Here is a 17,128-nt window from a genome sequence, read left to right on the forward strand (position 1 = left end):
CCAATCGTCTGGAACGCGGCACTCACCCCGTCGGTTGCCGTGATGGCGATAGCCGGTACTAGGATGAGAGCGAACAACATGATGAGTCCTTGGACAAAGTCGGTCCAACTGACAGCCAAGAAGCCGCCAATGAACGTATACAAAATGATAATCGAAGCCAAAATCAAGACACCGGTCCCAAAATTGATATCAAAGACCGCTTCAAACAAGCGACCGCCGGCCACGAACCCGCTCGTGGCGTAGAGCGTGAAGAAGACGAGTGTGACTGCCGCGGAGAATGTCCGCAGCGTCCCTCGCGAATCCTTAAAACGTTTCTCAAAGAAATCTGGTATCGTAATGGCATCCTCTGACAAATAAGAATAAGTCCGTAAACGAGGTGCGACGAGCAACCAGTTCAAGTAAGCACCGATCGTCAACCCGATGACGATCCATCCGCTCGAGAGTCCGGTCGCGAACATCGCCCCCGGCAAGCCCATCAATAGCCAACCACTCATATCGGAAGCACCGGCCGACAAAGCCGCTACGGCCGGACCAAGGCCGCGTCCTCCGAGCATATAGTCGCCGATGCTCTCAGTCCGCCGATAGGCGATGACACCAAGTAACACCATGAGCGCCATATACACTGTAATCGAAATCAATACACCGTTCATACAACATCCCCCTCATTCATAATGAAAACGCTTTCAAAATCTATGGATTGCACCATGACAAAATTTTGTCACAAAAATGAATGAAGTGCACGATTTTGTTTAGGGATTGACCAAATAATCAAATTATTTGGCGAAGCAAGAGGTGAGATGGTCGTTGATGAGGCCCGTCGCTTGCAGGTGGGCATAGACGGTCGTCGGTCCCAAAAATTTGAATCCGCGGCGCTTCAAGTCTTTGCTCACTTGATGGGACAGTTCGGTCGTGGCGGGGATGTCATCGGTCGATGTCCACTCGTTGTGAATCACCGTGTTGTCGACGAATGACCAAATGTAGGCATCGAACGACCCGAACTCTTGTTGAATCTCGATGAATCGCTTGGCGTTGTTGATGGATGCCTCGATTTTACGACGGTTTCGGACGAGACCAGGATTGGTCATCAATCGTTCCACATCCGTCTCGTCGAACGAGGCGACGGTCACGACATCAAAATTGGCATAGGCGTCTCGATAATGCTCGCGTTTCCGTAAGATGGTGATCCAGCTGAGTCCAGCCTGGGCGCTCTCGAGCGTCAAACATTCGAAATGCCTTACATCATCATGGACGGGCTTGCCCCATTCTTCATCGTGATAACGAACGTACAACGGGTCGGTGCCGCACCATGGGCAACGCGTGATTTCAGTCATGTCGTTTCCTCGCTTTCCTTCTAATGCTTCATTTTAACATGTTGTGACGGTTTTTGACCGGACGTGACGGGTATAGTAGGAACTATTGGAGGGTGAAGCAAATGAGAGACTGGATGATTCAAGTCATTGAACAGTTCGGTTATTTTGGTATCGCGTTCATGATCTTCATTGAGAACGTGTTCCCGCCGATTCCTTCGGAGGTCGTGCTCTTATTCGGCGGTTTTTTCGCCGTGAAGACCGATTTGATCGTCCCGCTCGTCATCTTCGCAGCGACGACAGGCGCCATCCTAGGAGCGGTCCTATTATACGGCATCGGACTGTATCTAGACGTCGAGCAGATTGAGAAGTGGACGAAACGGTACGGCAAATGGATTCGGCTCGACATCGCCGACGTGCATCGAGCTGACGCCTGGTTTGATAAATACGGGGGATGGATGGTGTTCTTTGGCCGTTTGATGCCCGTCGTGAGGAGTTTGATTTCCATCCCGGCCGGTATGTCGAACATGCCGTTCTTGAAATTTTTGTTGCTCAGTACGGCGGGTACGATGATTTGGAATACGATTCTCATTTATATCGGCATCCGGGTCGGCGAGAATTGGGAATCGATTTTAAGCTATTTGGATGTGTACTCGTATGCCATTTACGGCCTGATGGCAGTCGGGCTGGTCGTATTTTTCATTTGGCGCAAAAAGCGGAAGAAGAAACAGGCCAAGCAGGCTTCTTCATTTTAAACAGAAAGGAGCAATCTTCACGCGCGAAGATCGGTCCTTTCTGTCACGGTTCATTCGTTCGAACCATCCTTGTTCTCGTCGGGCAAGACTCTTTCTAGTTTTTCTTCCGTCTTGGCCACTAAAATCTCAGAGAAGCGGAACAAGACAATCCCGATGATGGCCGAGACAAAAATATACAGCCCGACGAACAAGTTGATCGCCCCGTTCGATAAGGAAGTGAAGAGAATCGAGAACTCACCGCGCGGAGCGAGCGAGAAGCCGGCCTCGTTCGCCTGAACCCTTGTCAGGCCATACAAGCGGCCGCCGATGCGCCCGACAATCCATTTCGATAGGACACCCTAGACAATGAGAACGAAGAAGAGCGTGTTGACGATGACGCCTTGATCCAGATTGATTGAAATCCCGAACGAGATGAAGAAAATCGGCAAAAACAAATCACGAACGGGGACCGTCAACCGTTTCAACGGACGGACGTCGTGAATGACCGCGAGCATGATGCCGGCGATGAACGCCCCGAGAATCTCGGACAGTCCGAATACCATGCCGATTCCGGCGCAAAAGAGAATCAACCCGATCAAGCAGATGCTCGCATCGTCTTGCCGCAGCAGATGTTTGGCAATCTTCGGCTGTTTCTTGACGAAGCGCGATCCGATTAAAAGCAACACGCCGAAGATGAGGAAGCCGGCGAACACTTTCCCGATATCAGACACATGAATCGGTTCGTCCTGGATGATGAACGGGGCAATGGTCAAGATGAGCGGGGCAACCATGTCTTCAAAAATCTGGAGCGCCAAGACGAACTCTTTCACATCTTCATGTTTATCCGCGTGCCGCTCGAGCAGACGTGCGTAAAACGACGAACTCGTCGCAAACAAGACGGCACCGATTAAAAACGATTGGGAGAAGTCGAGTCCGAACAGCAGGGCGATCCCAATCGTGACCCCAAAAGCGAGCACGATGTCCAGGACACCTGCCTTCCACACCAGCTTGAGACGCTTCATCAACTCTCCGAGCGGAAACTTCAAACCGAGTAAAAAGAATAACAGGATAATCCCGATTTCGCCGGCGATTTTAAAGACCTCGTTTCCGCCCCAGAAGAAGCCGACGGCGACGCCGATGGCGATAAAGGCAAGAATACTTGGAAAGAACAAACGTTCGATGATCAGACTGAGTACGGAGATGACGGCTAGCGCTAGACCGAGCAGGACGATCATATTCAGTTCCATACGTCACCTCCTATGTAGGGAACGCGTACCCGTCGACGAATTATTCTCGATTCCATTGGTATTCCATCCCGACCGATTCCGGGCGCGAATAGTCAAAGCCGAATTGACGGTACAGTCCGTCGGCCGGGATATCCGCAATCAGGCTGATGATGGCCGTCTCGTCGGCTTCCTGTAAAATCCAGTCCATTAACTGCTCCACGATCAATTTTCCGAGCCCGAGCCCCTGACAATCCGGGTCGACGACGATATCGACAAGGTGGAACACCATTCCGCCGTCGCCGACGACGCGGCCCATCCCGACCATGTGATCATCTTTATATAGACAGACGCCATATAACGTGTTGGCCAGTCCTTTCACCGTCCCCGAGTCGGAACGTTTCGGCATCCCGGCGATGACGCGAAGGCGCTGATGTTCCTCCGGTGTCGGTGTCTCGATTCGTACTTCCACTTCATTGACCATATCGCTACTTCCTCTCTGTGCATAAGTTGAAATTATTTTCCCGCTATATTGAATCGGTAAACCTTGATTTCCGGTCCGCGTTATTCAAATAATGAAACCAGGATATGAAAAAAAGGACGTGTCTATATGATAGAAGGTCAAACCATTTTACCCGCGCTCCGCGACATGCGGGACCTCGAGAAATTCGTGACGGGACCGTTTCGTGTCGGGGTATTGCTCGAAGTACACGTCGCCCGTCTCGGTGCTGTGTTTCAGTTATTGGCGGCTCACAATAAACATGTCTTCGTCCATCTCGACTTGATTCAAGGGTTGAAGGCGGATGAATATGCGACTGAATATATTTGCCAGACGTATCGTCCGTACGGCATCATCTCGACGAAAGGAAGCGTCATTTTAAAAGCGAAGCAAAAACAGGTTAAAACGGTCCAACGTTTGTTTTTAATCGATTCGAGCTCGCTCGAACGAAGCTATCGCCTCATCAAGCGGACGCAACCGGACTATATTGAAGTGTTACCGGGTCTCGTCCCGAAATATATCCGGGCCGTGAAGGCGGAAACCGGAATCCCGGTCTTTGCCGGCGGACTGATTTCGTCGACCGAGGAAGTCGAGGCCGCCCTCGAGGCCGGTGCGACGGTCGTGACGACGTCCGACCAACGGCTTTGGACGAACGAATAGGACTCAAATTCATCGAATCCGGGTATGTGAGTGTGCAGGAGGGATGTATATGAAACAAGTTATGATTATCACAGGTGTCAGCCAAGGGATTGGCTATGAATTGGCACGTCATTTCCGCGACACGTATCACGTCATCGGACTCGATAAAGGCGATGATCCGCAACTGGACGGAGTGACGTTTCACGAGCTGGATTTGGGTGACCATGAGGCAATCGCACGCGTGTTCGCCGACATTCAGCGCCAAGTCGGTGTCGCTCACGTGCTCATCAATAACGGCGGCGTCTCGTCACTCGTCAAACCGATGGCTGAACTCGACGTCGAGACGTTTAAACAAGTGATCGACGTCAACCTCGTCGGGACGTTCGCTTGTGCCAAGGCGTTCTTAACGTTGAACGAGGGGGCGGGATATGGGCGCATCATCAATCTGGCCTCGACGCGCTCCCTTCAAAATGAACCTGATTGGGAAGCGTACGGAGCGTCAAAAGGTGGCATCGTGTCGTTGACCCAGTCGATGGCGGTCTCGCTAGCGGAGCGTCCGATCACGGTAAATGCAATCAGTCCGGGCTGGATTCATACGTCGGACGAGCCCCTCCGTGACATCGATCATGCGCAACATCCGTCGGGCCGGGTCGGGAAACCGGATGATATCGTCCGTGCGGTCGCCTATTTGATTGATGAACAGAACGATTTCGTCAACGGGCATAACCTCGTCGTTGACGGCGGGATGACGAAGAAGATGATTTATGAGCCGTAATTCGTCTAACCGGGACCATTACCCTATGTTTTAACAACAGATGTGAGTATATAGGACTAGGCACGGGTAAAGGATGGGGACGCTTTATCAACCCATTGAAGGAGGAATTTCCGTGCACCAGTTGATTGAAGAGGCACTCCGATTCGCGGCCGTCCGACACGACGGACAGTTTCGAAAAGGAACGAATATTCCCTACTTGACCCATCCCGTCGCCGTGTCGATGTTGCTCGTCGAAGACCGGCAACCGCTCCCGGTCGTGGCGGCCGGCCTGCTCCACGATTTGCTTGAAGACACGTTGACGACACCTGAAGAGATCGAGGAACGATTCGGAAGCGAAGTGAGACGACTCGTCGAAGCAGTGTCCGAACCCGGGAAGCACCTGTCATGGGAAGAGCGGAAACGGATGACGGTTCAACACGTCCAGACGATGCAGTATGATGAAGTGGCGCTCTTGGCGGCGGACAAGTTACATAACCTTCGTTCGATTCGACTCGACGTCGAGTCTGCCGGGAGACAAGTGTGGGACCGGTTCAGACGACCGCTCCGCGACCAGTCATGGTATTATCACGAACTGCTCCAAGCGTTCCGACCGTTTAGACAGACGACGACGCTCATCGAGTCATTCGAGACCGAGCTGAACTTATTGTTTTACGGCGTCGCCGACGAGCGGTTCGAGAAACTCGGGAAATTGTTTGATGTCATACAGCACGGATTTCACGAAGAGGACTGGCTTCAAGAGACGACGACGCTCTGTCAGACCGCCTATGAGTTACACGAGGCAATGCGCGAAGGCTATCGCCACGGCACGGACGTCAATCAACCGGAGCTCGACGGCTTGTCCGCACAATTGAAAGAAGCGGGGCTTTAGAAACCGTTGCCGCTCCCGATACTCCAAGCGATTGATGAACTGTCTTACCGGACGGCGATGCCAGTCGATGACGTCGTCGCCCATTTAAGGGTCAATTGATTGTCAAATGAATTGTAACGTGATATATTTGTCGTGAACATAAGAGGGGGAGTAGCGACCACAGCTGTGGTCGATGGGTCGTCATTACGGTGCAACGCACTCGGTCCATCGAGCTTCTTACCAAGTCCGCAAGACCTTTTTATGGATGCTTTTTCGGCGTCCATAAAAAGGTCTTTTTGAATTCACGAAAAGGGGAGATTTATTCAAATGGTATTTATTTATTTCATCTTGGCCGCTGCCATCACCCTGTATGCCGCCATGAAACTCTCGACTTACGCTGACGTCATGAGTGAGAAGTCGACGATGAGCGGGATGCTCGTCGGGACGGTATTGCTGGCCGGTGCGACATCGCTGCCGGAAGTGACGACGAGCGTCTCGGCCGTCTTGATTGACAATCCGGATATCGCGATTGGGAACATGCTCGGGTCGAACTTGTTCAACATCTTCATCTTGGCAATGTTCGATCTCTTCTATCGTCAGAAGCGCATGTTCAATGAAGCGAGCCGAGATCATCTCTATACGGCTGGTCTAGGTCTCATGTTGACACTCGTCACGATGATTGCCCTCATCGTGCGCATCGATTTCACGATTCTCGGCATCGGAATTGACGCCTTATTGATTGCGGCATTGTACGGAATCGGGATTTACTATATCGGGAAACGCCCGCAACAACCTGCCGTTGAGCGAGAAGCTGCCCACGAGGCCGTACAAGAACTCGGCGCCAGTGCGACGAGTTCAATCACGGTCAAACGTGCGGTCATTGGCTTCATCATCGCCGCCCTCGTCGTCATGGCGGCCGGGACGGCACTCTCGGTGCTAGGTGATCAAATTGCCGTCGTCACGGGTCTCGGTTCGAGCTTCGTCGGTAGCTTCTTGATTGCCGCGACGACCTCGCTACCGGAAGCAGTATCGGTGTTTGTCGCCTTGAAACTTCGTAACGTCAACTTGGCGTTTGGTTCGATTTTGGGAAGCAACATCTTCAACATGCTCATCATCGCCATGTCGGACGTCTTCTACCAAGACGGTTCGATTTTGGCCGACGTGGCTGCGTCTCACTTAGTGACGGCGATTGGCATCACGATTTTGTCGGTGCTCGTCATGTATACGCTCCTTCGTAAAGACGTGACGTCGAAGTTTCGCTATGTCTTGCCGTCAGTGCTCGTCGTACTCGTCTACTTCGCTTCGTCTTACTTCATCTTCATCGGTTAATCTGGCACGGTGTCCTCCGAGACACCGTGTCCTCCGAGACACCGTGTTTTTTGTTTACCGCGGTCAGAGGAATCACTTTTCATCGTCTTGGGTATAGAAGGAGGGAAGGAGGGGTGGTGATGCAAATGCATTCCGTAGAACGTTTAGATGAGTATGTCGTTTTAATCCCAGCCTATAATCCGGATCAAGCGCTCGTCACACTTGTCCGCGAGCTGAAAGAAACGGGATTTGTCCATGTCATCGTCGTGAACGATGGGAGTGTCGAGACATCCCAAACTGTCTTCGATGAGGTCGGGAAGTGGGTGACGACTGTCCTCGTCCATGAACGGAATCAAGGCAAGGGTGCGGCGTTGAAGACGGGGATTCGTCACGTCGTCGAACGATTCCCCGGTACGCATGGTGTCATCACCGTCGATGCGGACGGACAGCATCTGCCGGAGGATGTAAAAAGCTTGTATGAAGCAGGGGTTCAACGGACGCACCATCTGGTCATGGGCTGTCGTGATTTTTCTGGCGCGCATATTCCGTTCCGGAGCCGATTCGGGAACCAGATGACACGTGGTGTCATGCTCGTCGGCAGCGGGCTTCGACTGAAAGACACCCAAACCGGTCTACGGGCCGTTCCGTTGCGCTATGCGGAACAGTTGCTCGACGTGCCCGGGAACCGCTATGAGTTCGAGATGAACATGTTGATGTTCACGAAACGTTGGCAAGTCCCGATTCAACAGATTCCGATTCAAACCGTGTATGTGGCCGAGAACGCCTCATCCCATTTTCGCCCGGTCATCGACTCGATTCTGATTTATCGCATGTTTTTAGCCTATTCGTTATCCTCGGTCGCCTCATTTTTATTAGATATCAGCGCCTATGCCTTGTTCATCTTTTTATTGAATCCGTGGTTCGAGACGACCCATGTCTTAATTGCGACGGTATTGGCCCGCATCATCTCGTCCTTATTCAATTACGTGGTGAATCGAAAAGTCGTGTTCGACTCGAAAGCGAGACGGGCGATGCCGAAATACTTCGGTCTCGTCGGCTTGCAGATGACGTTGTCGGCCGGTCTCGTCTATGTATTGTTCCTGGTGATTCGGGACGGGGAAGTTTGGATTAAAGTGCTCGTCGACAGTCTCTTGTTCGTCGTCAATTATTACATCCAAAAAAGATGGATCTTTAAACGCTAACAGGCCAAGACGATCGTCTTGGCCTGTCTGACGTACATTTCGATTAATAGGCGAGCTTCCCGAGCTTGACCGATGTATAGCGGTGCAGTTCACGCGGGTCATGTATCCCGGTCTTCTGCATCATATCGCGCATGAGCAATGCGCAGACGCGGGCATCTTCAGCCGCATCGTGATGGATGAACGGGACGTTCAAATATTCCGCCATCGTATTCAGCTTGTGATTCGGCAGTCCAGGATACAGTTTTCTCGACAGCTTGACGGTACAGCCGTACTCGATTGTCGGAAACGTATATAATTCATATTTGGCGATTGCTTTCTTGAAAGCGCCCATATCAAATGAGGCATTGTGCGCCATGACGAGGTCGACATCCCGCAGCGTCGGATAGAGCTGTTCAAGCACCTCGGGTAAGGCTGGGGCGTCCCAGACGTCGCTCGGCCGGATGCCGTGGACGCGGATATTGCCTGCGTCAAAGTCTTCTTCTGGATTGACGAGTAGTTGGTTCGTCTCGATGATTTCACCGTCGACGAGTAGGCTCCAGCCGACAGAGCAGATGCTGCGACTATCGCGGTTGGCCGTCTCGACGTCGATGGCAAGAATTGAATATGACATAATCGGTCCCTTTCTCATAAAACAAGTATAAAAAAAGTCTAACATATCGTTAGACTAAAAAGCGATTATGCGGCCACGAGGTTGCGACACGCCTCTGCGCAGCGGAGACACGCTTCGGAACAACGTTGGCAATGGTCATGCAAGTGGCGGCCACATTCGACGGCGCACGTGTCGCACACCTGGGCGCAGAGTGCAGCAATCGGTTTGGTGAAAGCCGAATCGGTCTCGAGCGCGTTCAAGGCGAGCGCACACACTTCCGAACATTCTTTCGTCAGCCGGATACACTCGGCGACCATCAATAAATCCTCTTCTTGTAAACATTTTGAGAAACAGTGATTGCTTGCCCGCATACAGTCGATGACGGCTAAAATGGTCTCTTCGACAGAGGCACGATCCATAGTAAGTCCCCCCTAGAATAATGATGTCTTACAATCATTACCCGCTACCAGGTGACTTAAACCGGGCGGAGACGCAAAAAAAAATCACCCCTCAAATGAGTGGTGACTTCCATAATGGAGCATAGCGGGCTCGAACCGCTGACCTCCACGCTGCCAGCGTGGCGCTCTCCCAGCTGAGCTAATGCCCCGTTCGAAAATTATTATATCATCCTAGTAAAACATTTGGCAATGGATATTTTTAAATTTTTTCGAACAAAGTTTAATCGTGCGTAAACGTGGGAAAATCATTGGTAATGTTATTCTACGAAAGCAGGTGTTATCTATGGAAATGATTTTACTCGCACTCTTACCTGCCTTGATGTGGGGGAGTATCCCGCTCATCGTGTCGAAAGTCGGTGGTAAGCCGATTCAACAGTTAATCGGGACGACGATTGGGGCGATGGTGATGGCGGTCATCATCGCACTCGTATTCAATCCGGAGTTCACGACGCTAGCAATCGTGACCGGCTTCATCTCCGGTGTGTTCTGGGCACTCGGGCAATATTTACAGTTCCAATCGTTCCAAATTTTAAGTGTATCGAAAGCGATGCCGATCAGCACCGGTATGCAACTCGTCGGGACGTCCTTGTTCGGCGTCATCGTGCTCGGTGATTGGCAGACGTCGACCGAGTTATGGCTCGGTTTTTCTGCGCTCGTGTTGATTATCATCGGGGCGGCACTGACGTCATATCAGCAGAACAAAGACGGCGACAGTAGCGGGGCCTTGAAGAAAGGCTTGCTCGTCCTGCTCGTGTCGAGTATCGGTTATGTGACGTATGCCGTCTTGACGAACTATTTCGAGGTCGACGGCATCACGGCCATCTTGCCGCAATCGGTCGGGATGTTCATCGCAGCGCTCTTGTTCAGCTTGCGCGAGAAAGATGTCAAGAAGTTCGACCCGAAGACGTTCAAAAACATCTTGGCCGGTCTCGCCTGGGGGATTGGGAACTTCGGGATGTTCGTGTCGAGCGGTGAGGTCGGCATCGCGACGTCGTTCGCCTTGTCGCAACTGAACGTCGTCGTGGCGACGCTCGGCGGGATTTATCTATTGAAAGAAGAGAAGACGACGAAAGAACGGGTCTTCGTCTTTATGGGAATCGGGCTCATCGTCGTGGCCGGATTCATGCTCGGGATTGCGAAAAGCTAAAAAGACGGGTCAGACGACCCGTCTTTTGTTTACCAGGCTTGCTCGATGAATGCGTCGCGCCCAGATTTCTTCCGGTCCTCTTTATAGTGGGCCGGATTTTTTTTATGGAAGTCTTGATGGTATTCCTCGGCCGGATAGAACGTGTCGGCCGGTAGAATCTTCGTGACGATCGGCTGTTTGAATCGTCCGCTCGCCGCGAGCGCGTCGCGACTCTGCTCTGCTTTCACGCGTTGTTCTTCAGTATGATAGAAGATGGCCGGCGCATATTGGCTGCCGCGGTCTTGGAACTGGCCGCCGTCATCGGTCGGATCGGTCTGAATCCAATATAGTTCGAGCAGGCGCTCATAAACGAACAGCGTCGGGTCGAACGTGATCTCGACGACCTCATAATGTCCCGTCGTCCCTGTTTTCACTTGTTCATACGTCGGGTCATCGACGTGACCTCCCGTATAACCGGATACGATTGACTCGATGCCAGGTTGCTCCTCGAACGGCGTCACCATGCACCAAAAACAGCCGCCCGCGAATGTTGCTTTTTCCATAATAAACTCCCCCTGTACACGTATTGTCCAAATAAAAACGCCCATGTCATCGACATGAGCGTTCTGTCATATCGTCCAAGGCAAACGCCTTGCTGGAAGTAGCACCTTGCCGAAGCAGGTTGCTGTGAAGTCATAGAGCCAGGTCTCTCGTTCACTCAAGATATCGATATGTAGTTGGTGAAAGCATCATACCATCTGTCCGAAAGTGTCGTCAACGATTAGGTTTTCGCCGAAGTTGCAGCAACGTGGCCCCGACAATCAAGACGACGAGGACGATGGAGAGCGGTAGCGTATACGGGGCCTCCCCGGCATAGAGCTGTAAGAAGAACAAGACAAAGACGGACAACAAGACGAGTACGTACGAACGGTTCATAGTAACCTCCCTTTTTTTCAGTTTACCAAGTTACACATTCGTTGGCGAACGAAAACAGGAAATCAAGTGGAAATAGCGAATACGAACGAGTGAGCAAAGGAGGAATCAACATGACTGAACCAAACCCATTTTTCGAACTCGATATCGAGACCGCCCATCTCGGATATAAGGAAGGAACGTTCACCGCGCGTGACGTGACGGCCTACTATTTGACCCGAATCGCCGCATTGAACGACAAGCTGAGAGCGGTCATTCAAGTGAACCCGGACGCTCTGTTCGAGGCCGAGGCGGCCGACCGGGCGTTCCGACGTGGTGATCGCTTGCCGCTGCTCGGCATCCCGGTACTGATTAAAGACAACGTCGAGACGGCCGGTCAGATGAAGACGACGGCTGGGGCCGTCGCCCTCGCGCATCACTTCGCCGGCCGAGACGCCCACCTCGTTCAAAGTTTACGCGCGAGCGGGGCCATCATCCTCGGGAAAGCGAACTTGTCCGAGTGGGCCAACTTTTTGACCGAGGGGATGCCGAACGGCTGGAGCGGGGTCGGGGGCCAGACGCTCAATCCATATGGGGACAAGCTCGATGTCGGCGGGTCGAGTTCAGGTTCGGCGTCCGCGGTCGCGGCGAACATGACGCTTCTCGCCGTCGGCAGCGAGACGAGCGGCTCGATTATCCATCCGAGCGTCCATAACGGCATCGTCGGCATCAAGCCGACCGTCGGTTTGATTAGCCGGAGCGGCATCATTCCGATCTCCCGGTCGCAGGACACGGCCGGCCCGATGGCACGAACGCTCCGGGATGCGGTGCTTGCCCTTGAGGCGATGGTCGGGGAAGACCCGGCTGACCCGGCGACGACGCACCTTCCGGCCGGTCCGCCGTATCGGACGTGTCTCGATGAACGCCAAGCGGTCGGGATGCGCGTCGGGATCGTCAAGATTGATCTGTCGGAAGAAGAACAGGCGCTCTATGATGAGGCGATCGCCTTGCTGAAACAGAGCGGCATCGAGGTCGTCACTGTCGAACTGCCGTCGACAACATCGCTCGACCAAGGCGATATCCTGTATCATGAGTTTAAGCTCGGAATCGAGGCGTATCTAGCCTCGACGACGCTCTCGTATAAGACGCTTTCGGATTTGATTAACTGGAACAGCAGCCATCCGGAGACGATTCCACACGGACAGAAGACGTTCGAGAAAGCGGACGAACAATCGGGCCGCTTGATTGAGGCCACCTATCTGACACGTCGCCTCGACGACGTCCGTCACGCCAAGACGGACGGCATCGACCGACTGTTGGCCGAGCAGGCGCTCCATGCGCTCGTCTTGCCGCACGACTTGAACTATGACATGGCCGCGAAAGCCGGTCACCCGACGATCACGATTCCGTATGCCGTGAAACAGAGCGGCGCTCCGTTCGGGTTATCGTTCACGGGGACGAGTTACGCGGAGCGCGATTTGATTCGCATCGCCTACGCGTTCGAACGTCATGTCACGCGGCCGCTCCCGCCGTTGTAAGAACGTTGCACCCGTCGACGCGGTCCGCTACAATGGGAATTATGCGGATTGAAGAAAGGACAGATTGCAATGAAACCATCTATATACGGGCTGACGTTTGATCAGCTTACGGACGTCTGTGTCGATTTTGGATACAGCGCCTATCACGCGAGACAGATTTGGGACTCGCTCTACATCGACCGGGTCAAGTCGATGGATGCCATCAACGTGCGAGATGAAGTGAAAACAGCGCTCGCGGAGCGTTACGTCATCTCGACACAAGAGTTGTTCGTCAAACAAGAGGCGGGCGACGGGACGGTCAAATTCTTACTTAAACTCCACGACGGCCACTATATCGAGACGGTGCTCATGCGTCACAAATATGGTCGTTCGGTCTGTGTCACGACACAAGTCGGGTGCAATATCGGGTGCAGCTTCTGTGCGAGCGGTCTGTTGAAGAAGACACGCGATTTGACGGCAGGCGAAGTCGTCGAGCAGATCATGACCGTGCAACATTACTTGGACGAAGTCGGGGAAGGTGCCCGCGTCAGTCATATCGTCGTCATGGGAATCGGGGAGCCGTTCGACAACTTCGATCACTTAGTCGATTTCCTTCGTGTCGTCAAAGACGAGCGCGGTCTCGCCATCGCGCCGCGGAAAATCAACGTCTCGACGAGTGGGCTCGCCGATAAGATTTACAAGTTCGCCGACCTCGATTTGCGCATCAACTTGGCGCTGTCGCTCCACGCGCCGAACGACGCGCTCCGGACACAGATCATGAAGATCAACCGGGCGTTCCCGCTCGACAAGCTCATGCCGGCCATCCGTTATTACGTCGAGAAGACGAACAAGCGAATCACGTTCGAGTACATTCTTCTCTCGAAAGTGAACGACTTGCCGGAACATGCCGAAGAGCTCGCTGACTTGATCGCGGACATCAATGACAAGTCGTACGTCAACTTGATTCCATACAATCCGGTCAACGAGCATATCCAATATGAGCGCAGTACGTCGGAGGACATCATGGCGTTTTACGACATTTTGAAGAAACGTGGCGTCAACACGGGTGTCCGTCTCGAACACGGGACCGACATCGATGCGGCCTGCGGACAGCTCCGCAGTAAACATATGAACGTGGAAGGTGCCAAATAAGTCGATTCTCCCGCTAACCTCAGCGGGAGTTTTTTTGTTGACGTCCGGACGCAGGACAGGATAAACAATTTTCAGAAATAGGACTAGAGACGTCCGGTCTAGGGAATAGTCTTTTGACATCACAGGAGAGAGTGGAGGCTATTTAATGGAAAACGTGAACGCGACATGTTGGATTCGAGTCAGAAATACGCTTGGGGAAGGGCCGTGTTGGGACGCTGAGTTGAAGCGATTCTACTGGGTCGACATCGAAGGGCACACGCTCTGGTGGTACGATGAGAAAGAAGATGAGCTCTCTTCAGCCGATATGGGCCAACAGATCGGCTTCGCCGTTCCGAAAGTGACGGACGGTGTCATCGTCGGATTGAAGGACGGTATCTATGAATGGGACGAGTCCTCAAAACAACTCGACAAGCTCGTCGAACTCGATGATGCGGACGGCGTGCTTCGATTCAACGACGGCAAGGCCGACCCGTACGGACGAATCTTTGCGGGAACGCTCCATTTGGAAGACGAGGAGAATGAGGCCACACTCTATCGGTTGGACCGCGACGGCACGACCGAAGAGATGCTCACAGGTCTGACCTTATCAAATGGTCTGACGTGGTCACCGGACCACAAATGGTTTTATCATATCGACACGCCGACCGAGACGGTTCGACGTTATCCGTACGACTTGTCGTCCGGTACGTTTGGGGAAGGGGAGGTCGTCGTCGAATTTAAGGATGAGGACGGCTTCCCTGACGGCATGACCTCGGACGAAGAGGGTCATTTATGGATCGCCCACTTCGCCGGCGGTCGCGTCTCGCGCTGGAACCCCGAGACGGGCGAGAAAGTGCTCGAAGTCATGGTGCCGGCGCCGAACGTGACGTCATGCTGTTTCATCGGGGACGACTTGAAGCAACTCGCCATCACGACCGCGCGTGAAGGGATGGATGACGAGGCGCTCGAAACGTATCCGGATGCCGGGTCGGTGTTTAAAATCGATACGGAAGTGAAAGGGATGCCACTTTATCGTTTCGGACGTTAAGGAGGGAGAATCATGGTGAAACGCATGCTCGTTCGCGTAGGAATCGGTCTCGCGCTCGCGGCGGTGGCGCGAGTCGGGGTGAAGAAATACCTCGACGACCGCGAGACGAACGATCATTCTTACCTCGAACCGAAATGGGACGAGACGCCGAGCGTCGACGCGGACAAAGATGAGGATGAGGTCGGCTTGACGCAGCTCGATTCGATCTATCGGGCCGAGTGGCAGGCGAACGCTTATCCACGCTCAGAGGCGGAACGGAAAGCACTCGAAGAATAGCCATGCCTGAAACACGCTCCGTGCGAGCGTGTTTTTTTGTTGACAAGATGGTCAATCCCGTTCATTATCTAAAAAGTAATGATTACTATTTGGGGGCTGTTAATGATGAAACGAATTCCAATCACCGTGTTGTCAGGCTATCTTGGGAGCGGCAAGACGACGTTAATGAACCATATTTTAAACAATCGCACCGGCAAGAAGTATGCCGTCATCGTCAATGATATGAGCGAATTGAATATCGATGAGCGTTTAATCGAACAAAGTGGATTTTCGCGGACCGATGAGAAGCTAGTCGAGCTGTCGAACGGTTGCATCTGTTGCACGCTCCGTGAAGACCTCCTCGAGGCGGTCCAAGAACTCACGAACGACCGTGAACTTGACGGGATCATCATCGAGTCGTCCGGAATCTCGGAACCGATTCCCGTGGCCCAGACGTTCACGTATGCCGATGACGCGCTCGGCATCGACTTGACGAGCCGTGTCTATATCGATGCGATGGTGACGGTCGTCGATGCTTACCGTTTCTTGAAAGATTTCAATTCCGGTGAGTCGCTCCATGAGCGGAAACAAGCAATCGATGAGACGGATGTCCGTGAAGTCGTCGACCTGCTCGTCGACCAGGTCGAGTTCGCCGACATCATCGTCCTGAACAAAGCCGACCGGGTGTCGGAGGCCGAACTGAACGAGATGGCCGGTCTGCTGAAGACGCTCAACCCGTCTGCAAAACTATTGACCTCGGTCCATTCGAACGTCGACTTGACCGAACTGCTCGACGTCAACCTGTTCGATTTCGAGCAGGCGATGCATTCGGCCGGCTGGATCCAAGAGCTTGAGTCGGAAGAACATACGCCGGAGACCGAAGAGTACGGCATCAGCTCGTTCGTCTATCGTCGCCGTCGTCCGTTCCACCCAGCGCGACTTCATGCGTGGATTGAGCAGTTCCCTGAGGAAATCGTTCGGGCAAAAGGATTTTTATGGATTGCTTCGCGTAACGACCTCGCCTGCTTGTTCTCGCAGGCCGGATACGCCTCGACGCTCGAGCACGCCGGGCGGTGGCTCGCGACGCTTCCGGAAGAGGAGCGCCGGCTTATGTTCGCGGCAGAACCGGAGCTCGCTGAAGACTATATCGAGCCTTACGGCGACCGCCAAACCGAGCTCGTTTTAATTGGACAGCGAATGGACCGTGCGCGTGTCGAATCGATGCTTGATACTTGCCTGTTGACTGACGAAGAGATGGCGCTCGACTGGGCGACGCTCCAAGACACGCTTCCAGGGAATGGCGTTGTCACTTTCTCATAAACCGTTTACAAATCGAAATTGGTCGTCTATACTGTTCCTTGCATGAACAAACCGCATACATTGGACTACACTAGGGGTGCTTCGGCTGAGATGTGAGCATGGCCCCGATCCCTTATGACTCGATCCGGGTAATACCGGCGTGAGGAAGTGTGGCACTTTTTCTGATGGACTTTAATTGGACGAGTGGCCGCATTCTCATGGATGCGGCTTTTTTCGTGCATACAGATAAAGGGGGAAC

20 protein-coding genes, 1 tRNA gene, 1 pseudogene and 2 riboswitches are annotated in these 17,128 nt (G+C 53.0%); of the genes and pseudogenes, 12 read left to right on the forward strand and 10 right to left on the reverse strand.

Annotation, left to right across the window (positions count from 1 at the left end):
* Both DI14_RS05930 and DI14_RS05935 read right to left on the reverse strand, forming a co-directional pair.
* A pseudogene (locus DI14_RS05930) lies at positions 1 to 650 on the reverse strand (sodium:proline symporter); the annotation flags it as partial.
* A gap of 123 nt (positions 651 to 773) precedes the next feature.
* Entirely contained in the window at positions 774 to 1,331 is a 558-nt protein-coding gene (locus DI14_RS05935) for a DNA-3-methyladenine glycosylase I (protein ID WP_200871104.1), read from the reverse strand.
* A gap of 101 nt (positions 1,332 to 1,432) precedes the next feature.
* On the opposite strand from DI14_RS05935, the gene DI14_RS05940 reads away from it, so the two are divergent.
* The gene (locus DI14_RS05940) at positions 1,433 to 2,062 is read left to right on the forward strand and encodes a DedA family protein (protein WP_034806528.1); all 630 of its coding nucleotides are present in this window, start codon (positions 1,433 to 1,435) and stop codon (positions 2,060 to 2,062) included.
* Positions 2,063 to 2,112: 50 nt separating this feature from the next.
* On the opposite strand, the gene DI14_RS15615 is transcribed toward DI14_RS05940, so the two are convergent.
* Genes DI14_RS15615 through DI14_RS05950 form a run of 3 tightly spaced genes read right to left on the reverse strand, consistent with a single transcriptional unit; the run spans position 2,113 to position 3,748 of the window.
* Positions 2,113 to 2,358 (reverse strand): hypothetical protein, encoded by a 246-nt coding sequence (locus DI14_RS15615; RefSeq protein ID WP_235193406.1) that lies wholly within the window; start codon positions 2,356 to 2,358, stop codon positions 2,113 to 2,115.
* A gap of 42 nt (positions 2,359 to 2,400) precedes the next feature.
* Positions 2,401 to 3,288 (reverse strand): cation:proton antiporter, encoded by an 888-nt coding sequence (locus tag DI14_RS05945; protein WP_235193407.1) that lies wholly within the window; start codon positions 3,286 to 3,288, stop codon positions 2,401 to 2,403.
* Between the two features lie 40 nt (positions 3,289 to 3,328).
* Positions 3,329 to 3,748 (reverse strand): GNAT family N-acetyltransferase, encoded by a 420-nt coding sequence (locus DI14_RS05950; protein WP_029595384.1) that lies wholly within the window; start codon positions 3,746 to 3,748, stop codon positions 3,329 to 3,331.
* Positions 3,749 to 3,874: 126 nt separating this feature from the next.
* Between DI14_RS05950 and DI14_RS05955 the strand changes: the two genes are divergently transcribed.
* The 5 genes from DI14_RS05955 to DI14_RS05975 all read left to right on the forward strand — a co-directional run bounded on the left by DI14_RS05955 (position 3,875) and on the right by DI14_RS05975 (position 8,534).
* Positions 3,875 to 4,423 carry a glycerol-3-phosphate responsive antiterminator gene (locus tag DI14_RS05955; protein ID WP_034806532.1) on the forward strand — a complete coding sequence of 183 codons (549 nt, stop codon included), beginning with the start codon at positions 3,875 to 3,877 and terminating at the stop codon, positions 4,421 to 4,423.
* A gap of 49 nt (positions 4,424 to 4,472) precedes the next feature.
* Complete coding sequence (locus DI14_RS05960; protein WP_081825830.1) at positions 4,473 to 5,177, forward strand: SDR family NAD(P)-dependent oxidoreductase; 705 nt, start codon at positions 4,473 to 4,475, stop codon at positions 5,175 to 5,177.
* Between the two features lie 112 nt (positions 5,178 to 5,289).
* Entirely contained in the window at positions 5,290 to 6,045 is a 756-nt protein-coding gene (locus DI14_RS14995; protein ID WP_235193408.1) for an HD domain-containing protein, read from the forward strand.
* Between the two features lie 306 nt (positions 6,046 to 6,351).
* Positions 6,352 to 7,353 (forward strand): sodium:calcium antiporter, encoded by a 1,002-nt coding sequence (locus DI14_RS05970; protein WP_034806538.1) that lies wholly within the window; start codon positions 6,352 to 6,354, stop codon positions 7,351 to 7,353.
* Between the two features lie 119 nt (positions 7,354 to 7,472).
* Entirely contained in the window at positions 7,473 to 8,534 is a 1,062-nt protein-coding gene (locus tag DI14_RS05975; RefSeq protein ID WP_051622599.1) for a bifunctional glycosyltransferase family 2/GtrA family protein, read from the forward strand.
* Positions 8,535 to 8,577: 43 nt separating this feature from the next.
* On the opposite strand, the gene DI14_RS05980 is transcribed toward DI14_RS05975, so the two are convergent.
* From DI14_RS05980 to DI14_RS05990, 3 genes are all read right to left on the reverse strand, one after another.
* Positions 8,578 to 9,144 carry a 3'-5' exonuclease gene (locus DI14_RS05980; protein ID WP_034806541.1) on the reverse strand — a complete coding sequence of 189 codons (567 nt, stop codon included), beginning with the start codon at positions 9,142 to 9,144 and terminating at the stop codon, positions 8,578 to 8,580.
* Positions 9,145 to 9,209: 65 nt separating this feature from the next.
* Positions 9,210 to 9,542 (reverse strand): four-helix bundle copper-binding protein, encoded by a 333-nt coding sequence (locus DI14_RS05985; RefSeq protein WP_021067537.1) that lies wholly within the window; start codon positions 9,540 to 9,542, stop codon positions 9,210 to 9,212.
* 115 nt (positions 9,543 to 9,657) lie between these two features.
* Positions 9,658 to 9,730: transfer RNA gene (locus tag DI14_RS05990), tRNA-Ala, on the reverse strand.
* A 134-nt stretch (positions 9,731 to 9,864) separates the two neighbouring features.
* On the opposite strand from DI14_RS05990, the gene DI14_RS05995 reads away from it, so the two are divergent.
* Positions 9,865 to 10,728, forward strand: coding sequence for a GRP family sugar transporter (locus DI14_RS05995; RefSeq protein WP_034806544.1), 864 nt, complete (start codon positions 9,865 to 9,867; stop codon positions 10,726 to 10,728).
* Between the two features lie 29 nt (positions 10,729 to 10,757).
* Here the strand turns inward: DI14_RS05995 and msrA are convergent, their stop codons facing one another.
* Together msrA and DI14_RS15500 are read right to left on the reverse strand one after the other, a co-directional pair.
* The gene (msrA, locus tag DI14_RS06000; protein WP_034806547.1) at positions 10,758 to 11,270 is read right to left on the reverse strand and encodes a peptide-methionine (S)-S-oxide reductase MsrA; all 513 of its coding nucleotides are present in this window, start codon (positions 11,268 to 11,270) and stop codon (positions 10,758 to 10,760) included.
* A gap of 66 nt (positions 11,271 to 11,336) precedes the next feature.
* A riboswitch (SAM riboswitch) is annotated at positions 11,337 to 11,437 on the reverse strand.
* 44 nt (positions 11,438 to 11,481) lie between these two features.
* Positions 11,482 to 11,643 carry a hypothetical protein gene (locus DI14_RS15500; RefSeq protein WP_034806550.1) on the reverse strand — a complete coding sequence of 54 codons (162 nt, stop codon included), beginning with the start codon at positions 11,641 to 11,643 and terminating at the stop codon, positions 11,482 to 11,484.
* A gap of 110 nt (positions 11,644 to 11,753) precedes the next feature.
* On the opposite strand from DI14_RS15500, the gene DI14_RS06010 reads away from it, so the two are divergent.
* The 5 genes from DI14_RS06010 (at position 11,754) to DI14_RS06030 (ending at position 16,890) form a co-directional block, all read left to right on the forward strand.
* Positions 11,754 to 13,157, forward strand: coding sequence for an amidase family protein (locus tag DI14_RS06010; protein ID WP_051622601.1), 1,404 nt, complete (start codon positions 11,754 to 11,756; stop codon positions 13,155 to 13,157).
* Positions 13,158 to 13,226: 69 nt separating this feature from the next.
* The gene (gene rlmN, locus DI14_RS06015) at positions 13,227 to 14,288 is read left to right on the forward strand and encodes a 23S rRNA (adenine(2503)-C(2))-methyltransferase RlmN (RefSeq protein WP_034806657.1); all 1,062 of its coding nucleotides are present in this window, start codon (positions 13,227 to 13,229) and stop codon (positions 14,286 to 14,288) included.
* 145 nt (positions 14,289 to 14,433) lie between these two features.
* A complete protein-coding gene (locus tag DI14_RS06020; protein ID WP_034806553.1) occupies positions 14,434 to 15,315 on the forward strand; it encodes an SMP-30/gluconolactonase/LRE family protein in 882 nt (293 codons plus the stop codon).
* 12 nt (positions 15,316 to 15,327) lie between these two features.
* Positions 15,328 to 15,591: a hypothetical protein gene (locus DI14_RS06025; RefSeq protein WP_034806555.1), complete on the forward strand. Its 264-nt coding sequence runs from the start codon at positions 15,328 to 15,330 to the stop codon at positions 15,589 to 15,591.
* Positions 15,592 to 15,696: 105 nt separating this feature from the next.
* A complete protein-coding gene (locus DI14_RS06030; protein ID WP_152545876.1) occupies positions 15,697 to 16,890 on the forward strand; it encodes a GTP-binding protein in 1,194 nt (397 codons plus the stop codon).
* Positions 16,891 to 16,952: 62 nt separating this feature from the next.
* Positions 16,953 to 17,053, forward strand: a riboswitch (TPP riboswitch).
* Positions 17,054 to 17,128: the final 75 nt, after the last annotated feature.

The sequence above is a fragment of the Exiguobacterium sp. AB2 genome (genome assembly GCF_000696055.1).
GTDB classification, from domain to species: domain Bacteria; phylum Bacillota; class Bacilli; order Exiguobacteriales; family Exiguobacteriaceae; genus Exiguobacterium; species Exiguobacterium alkaliphilum.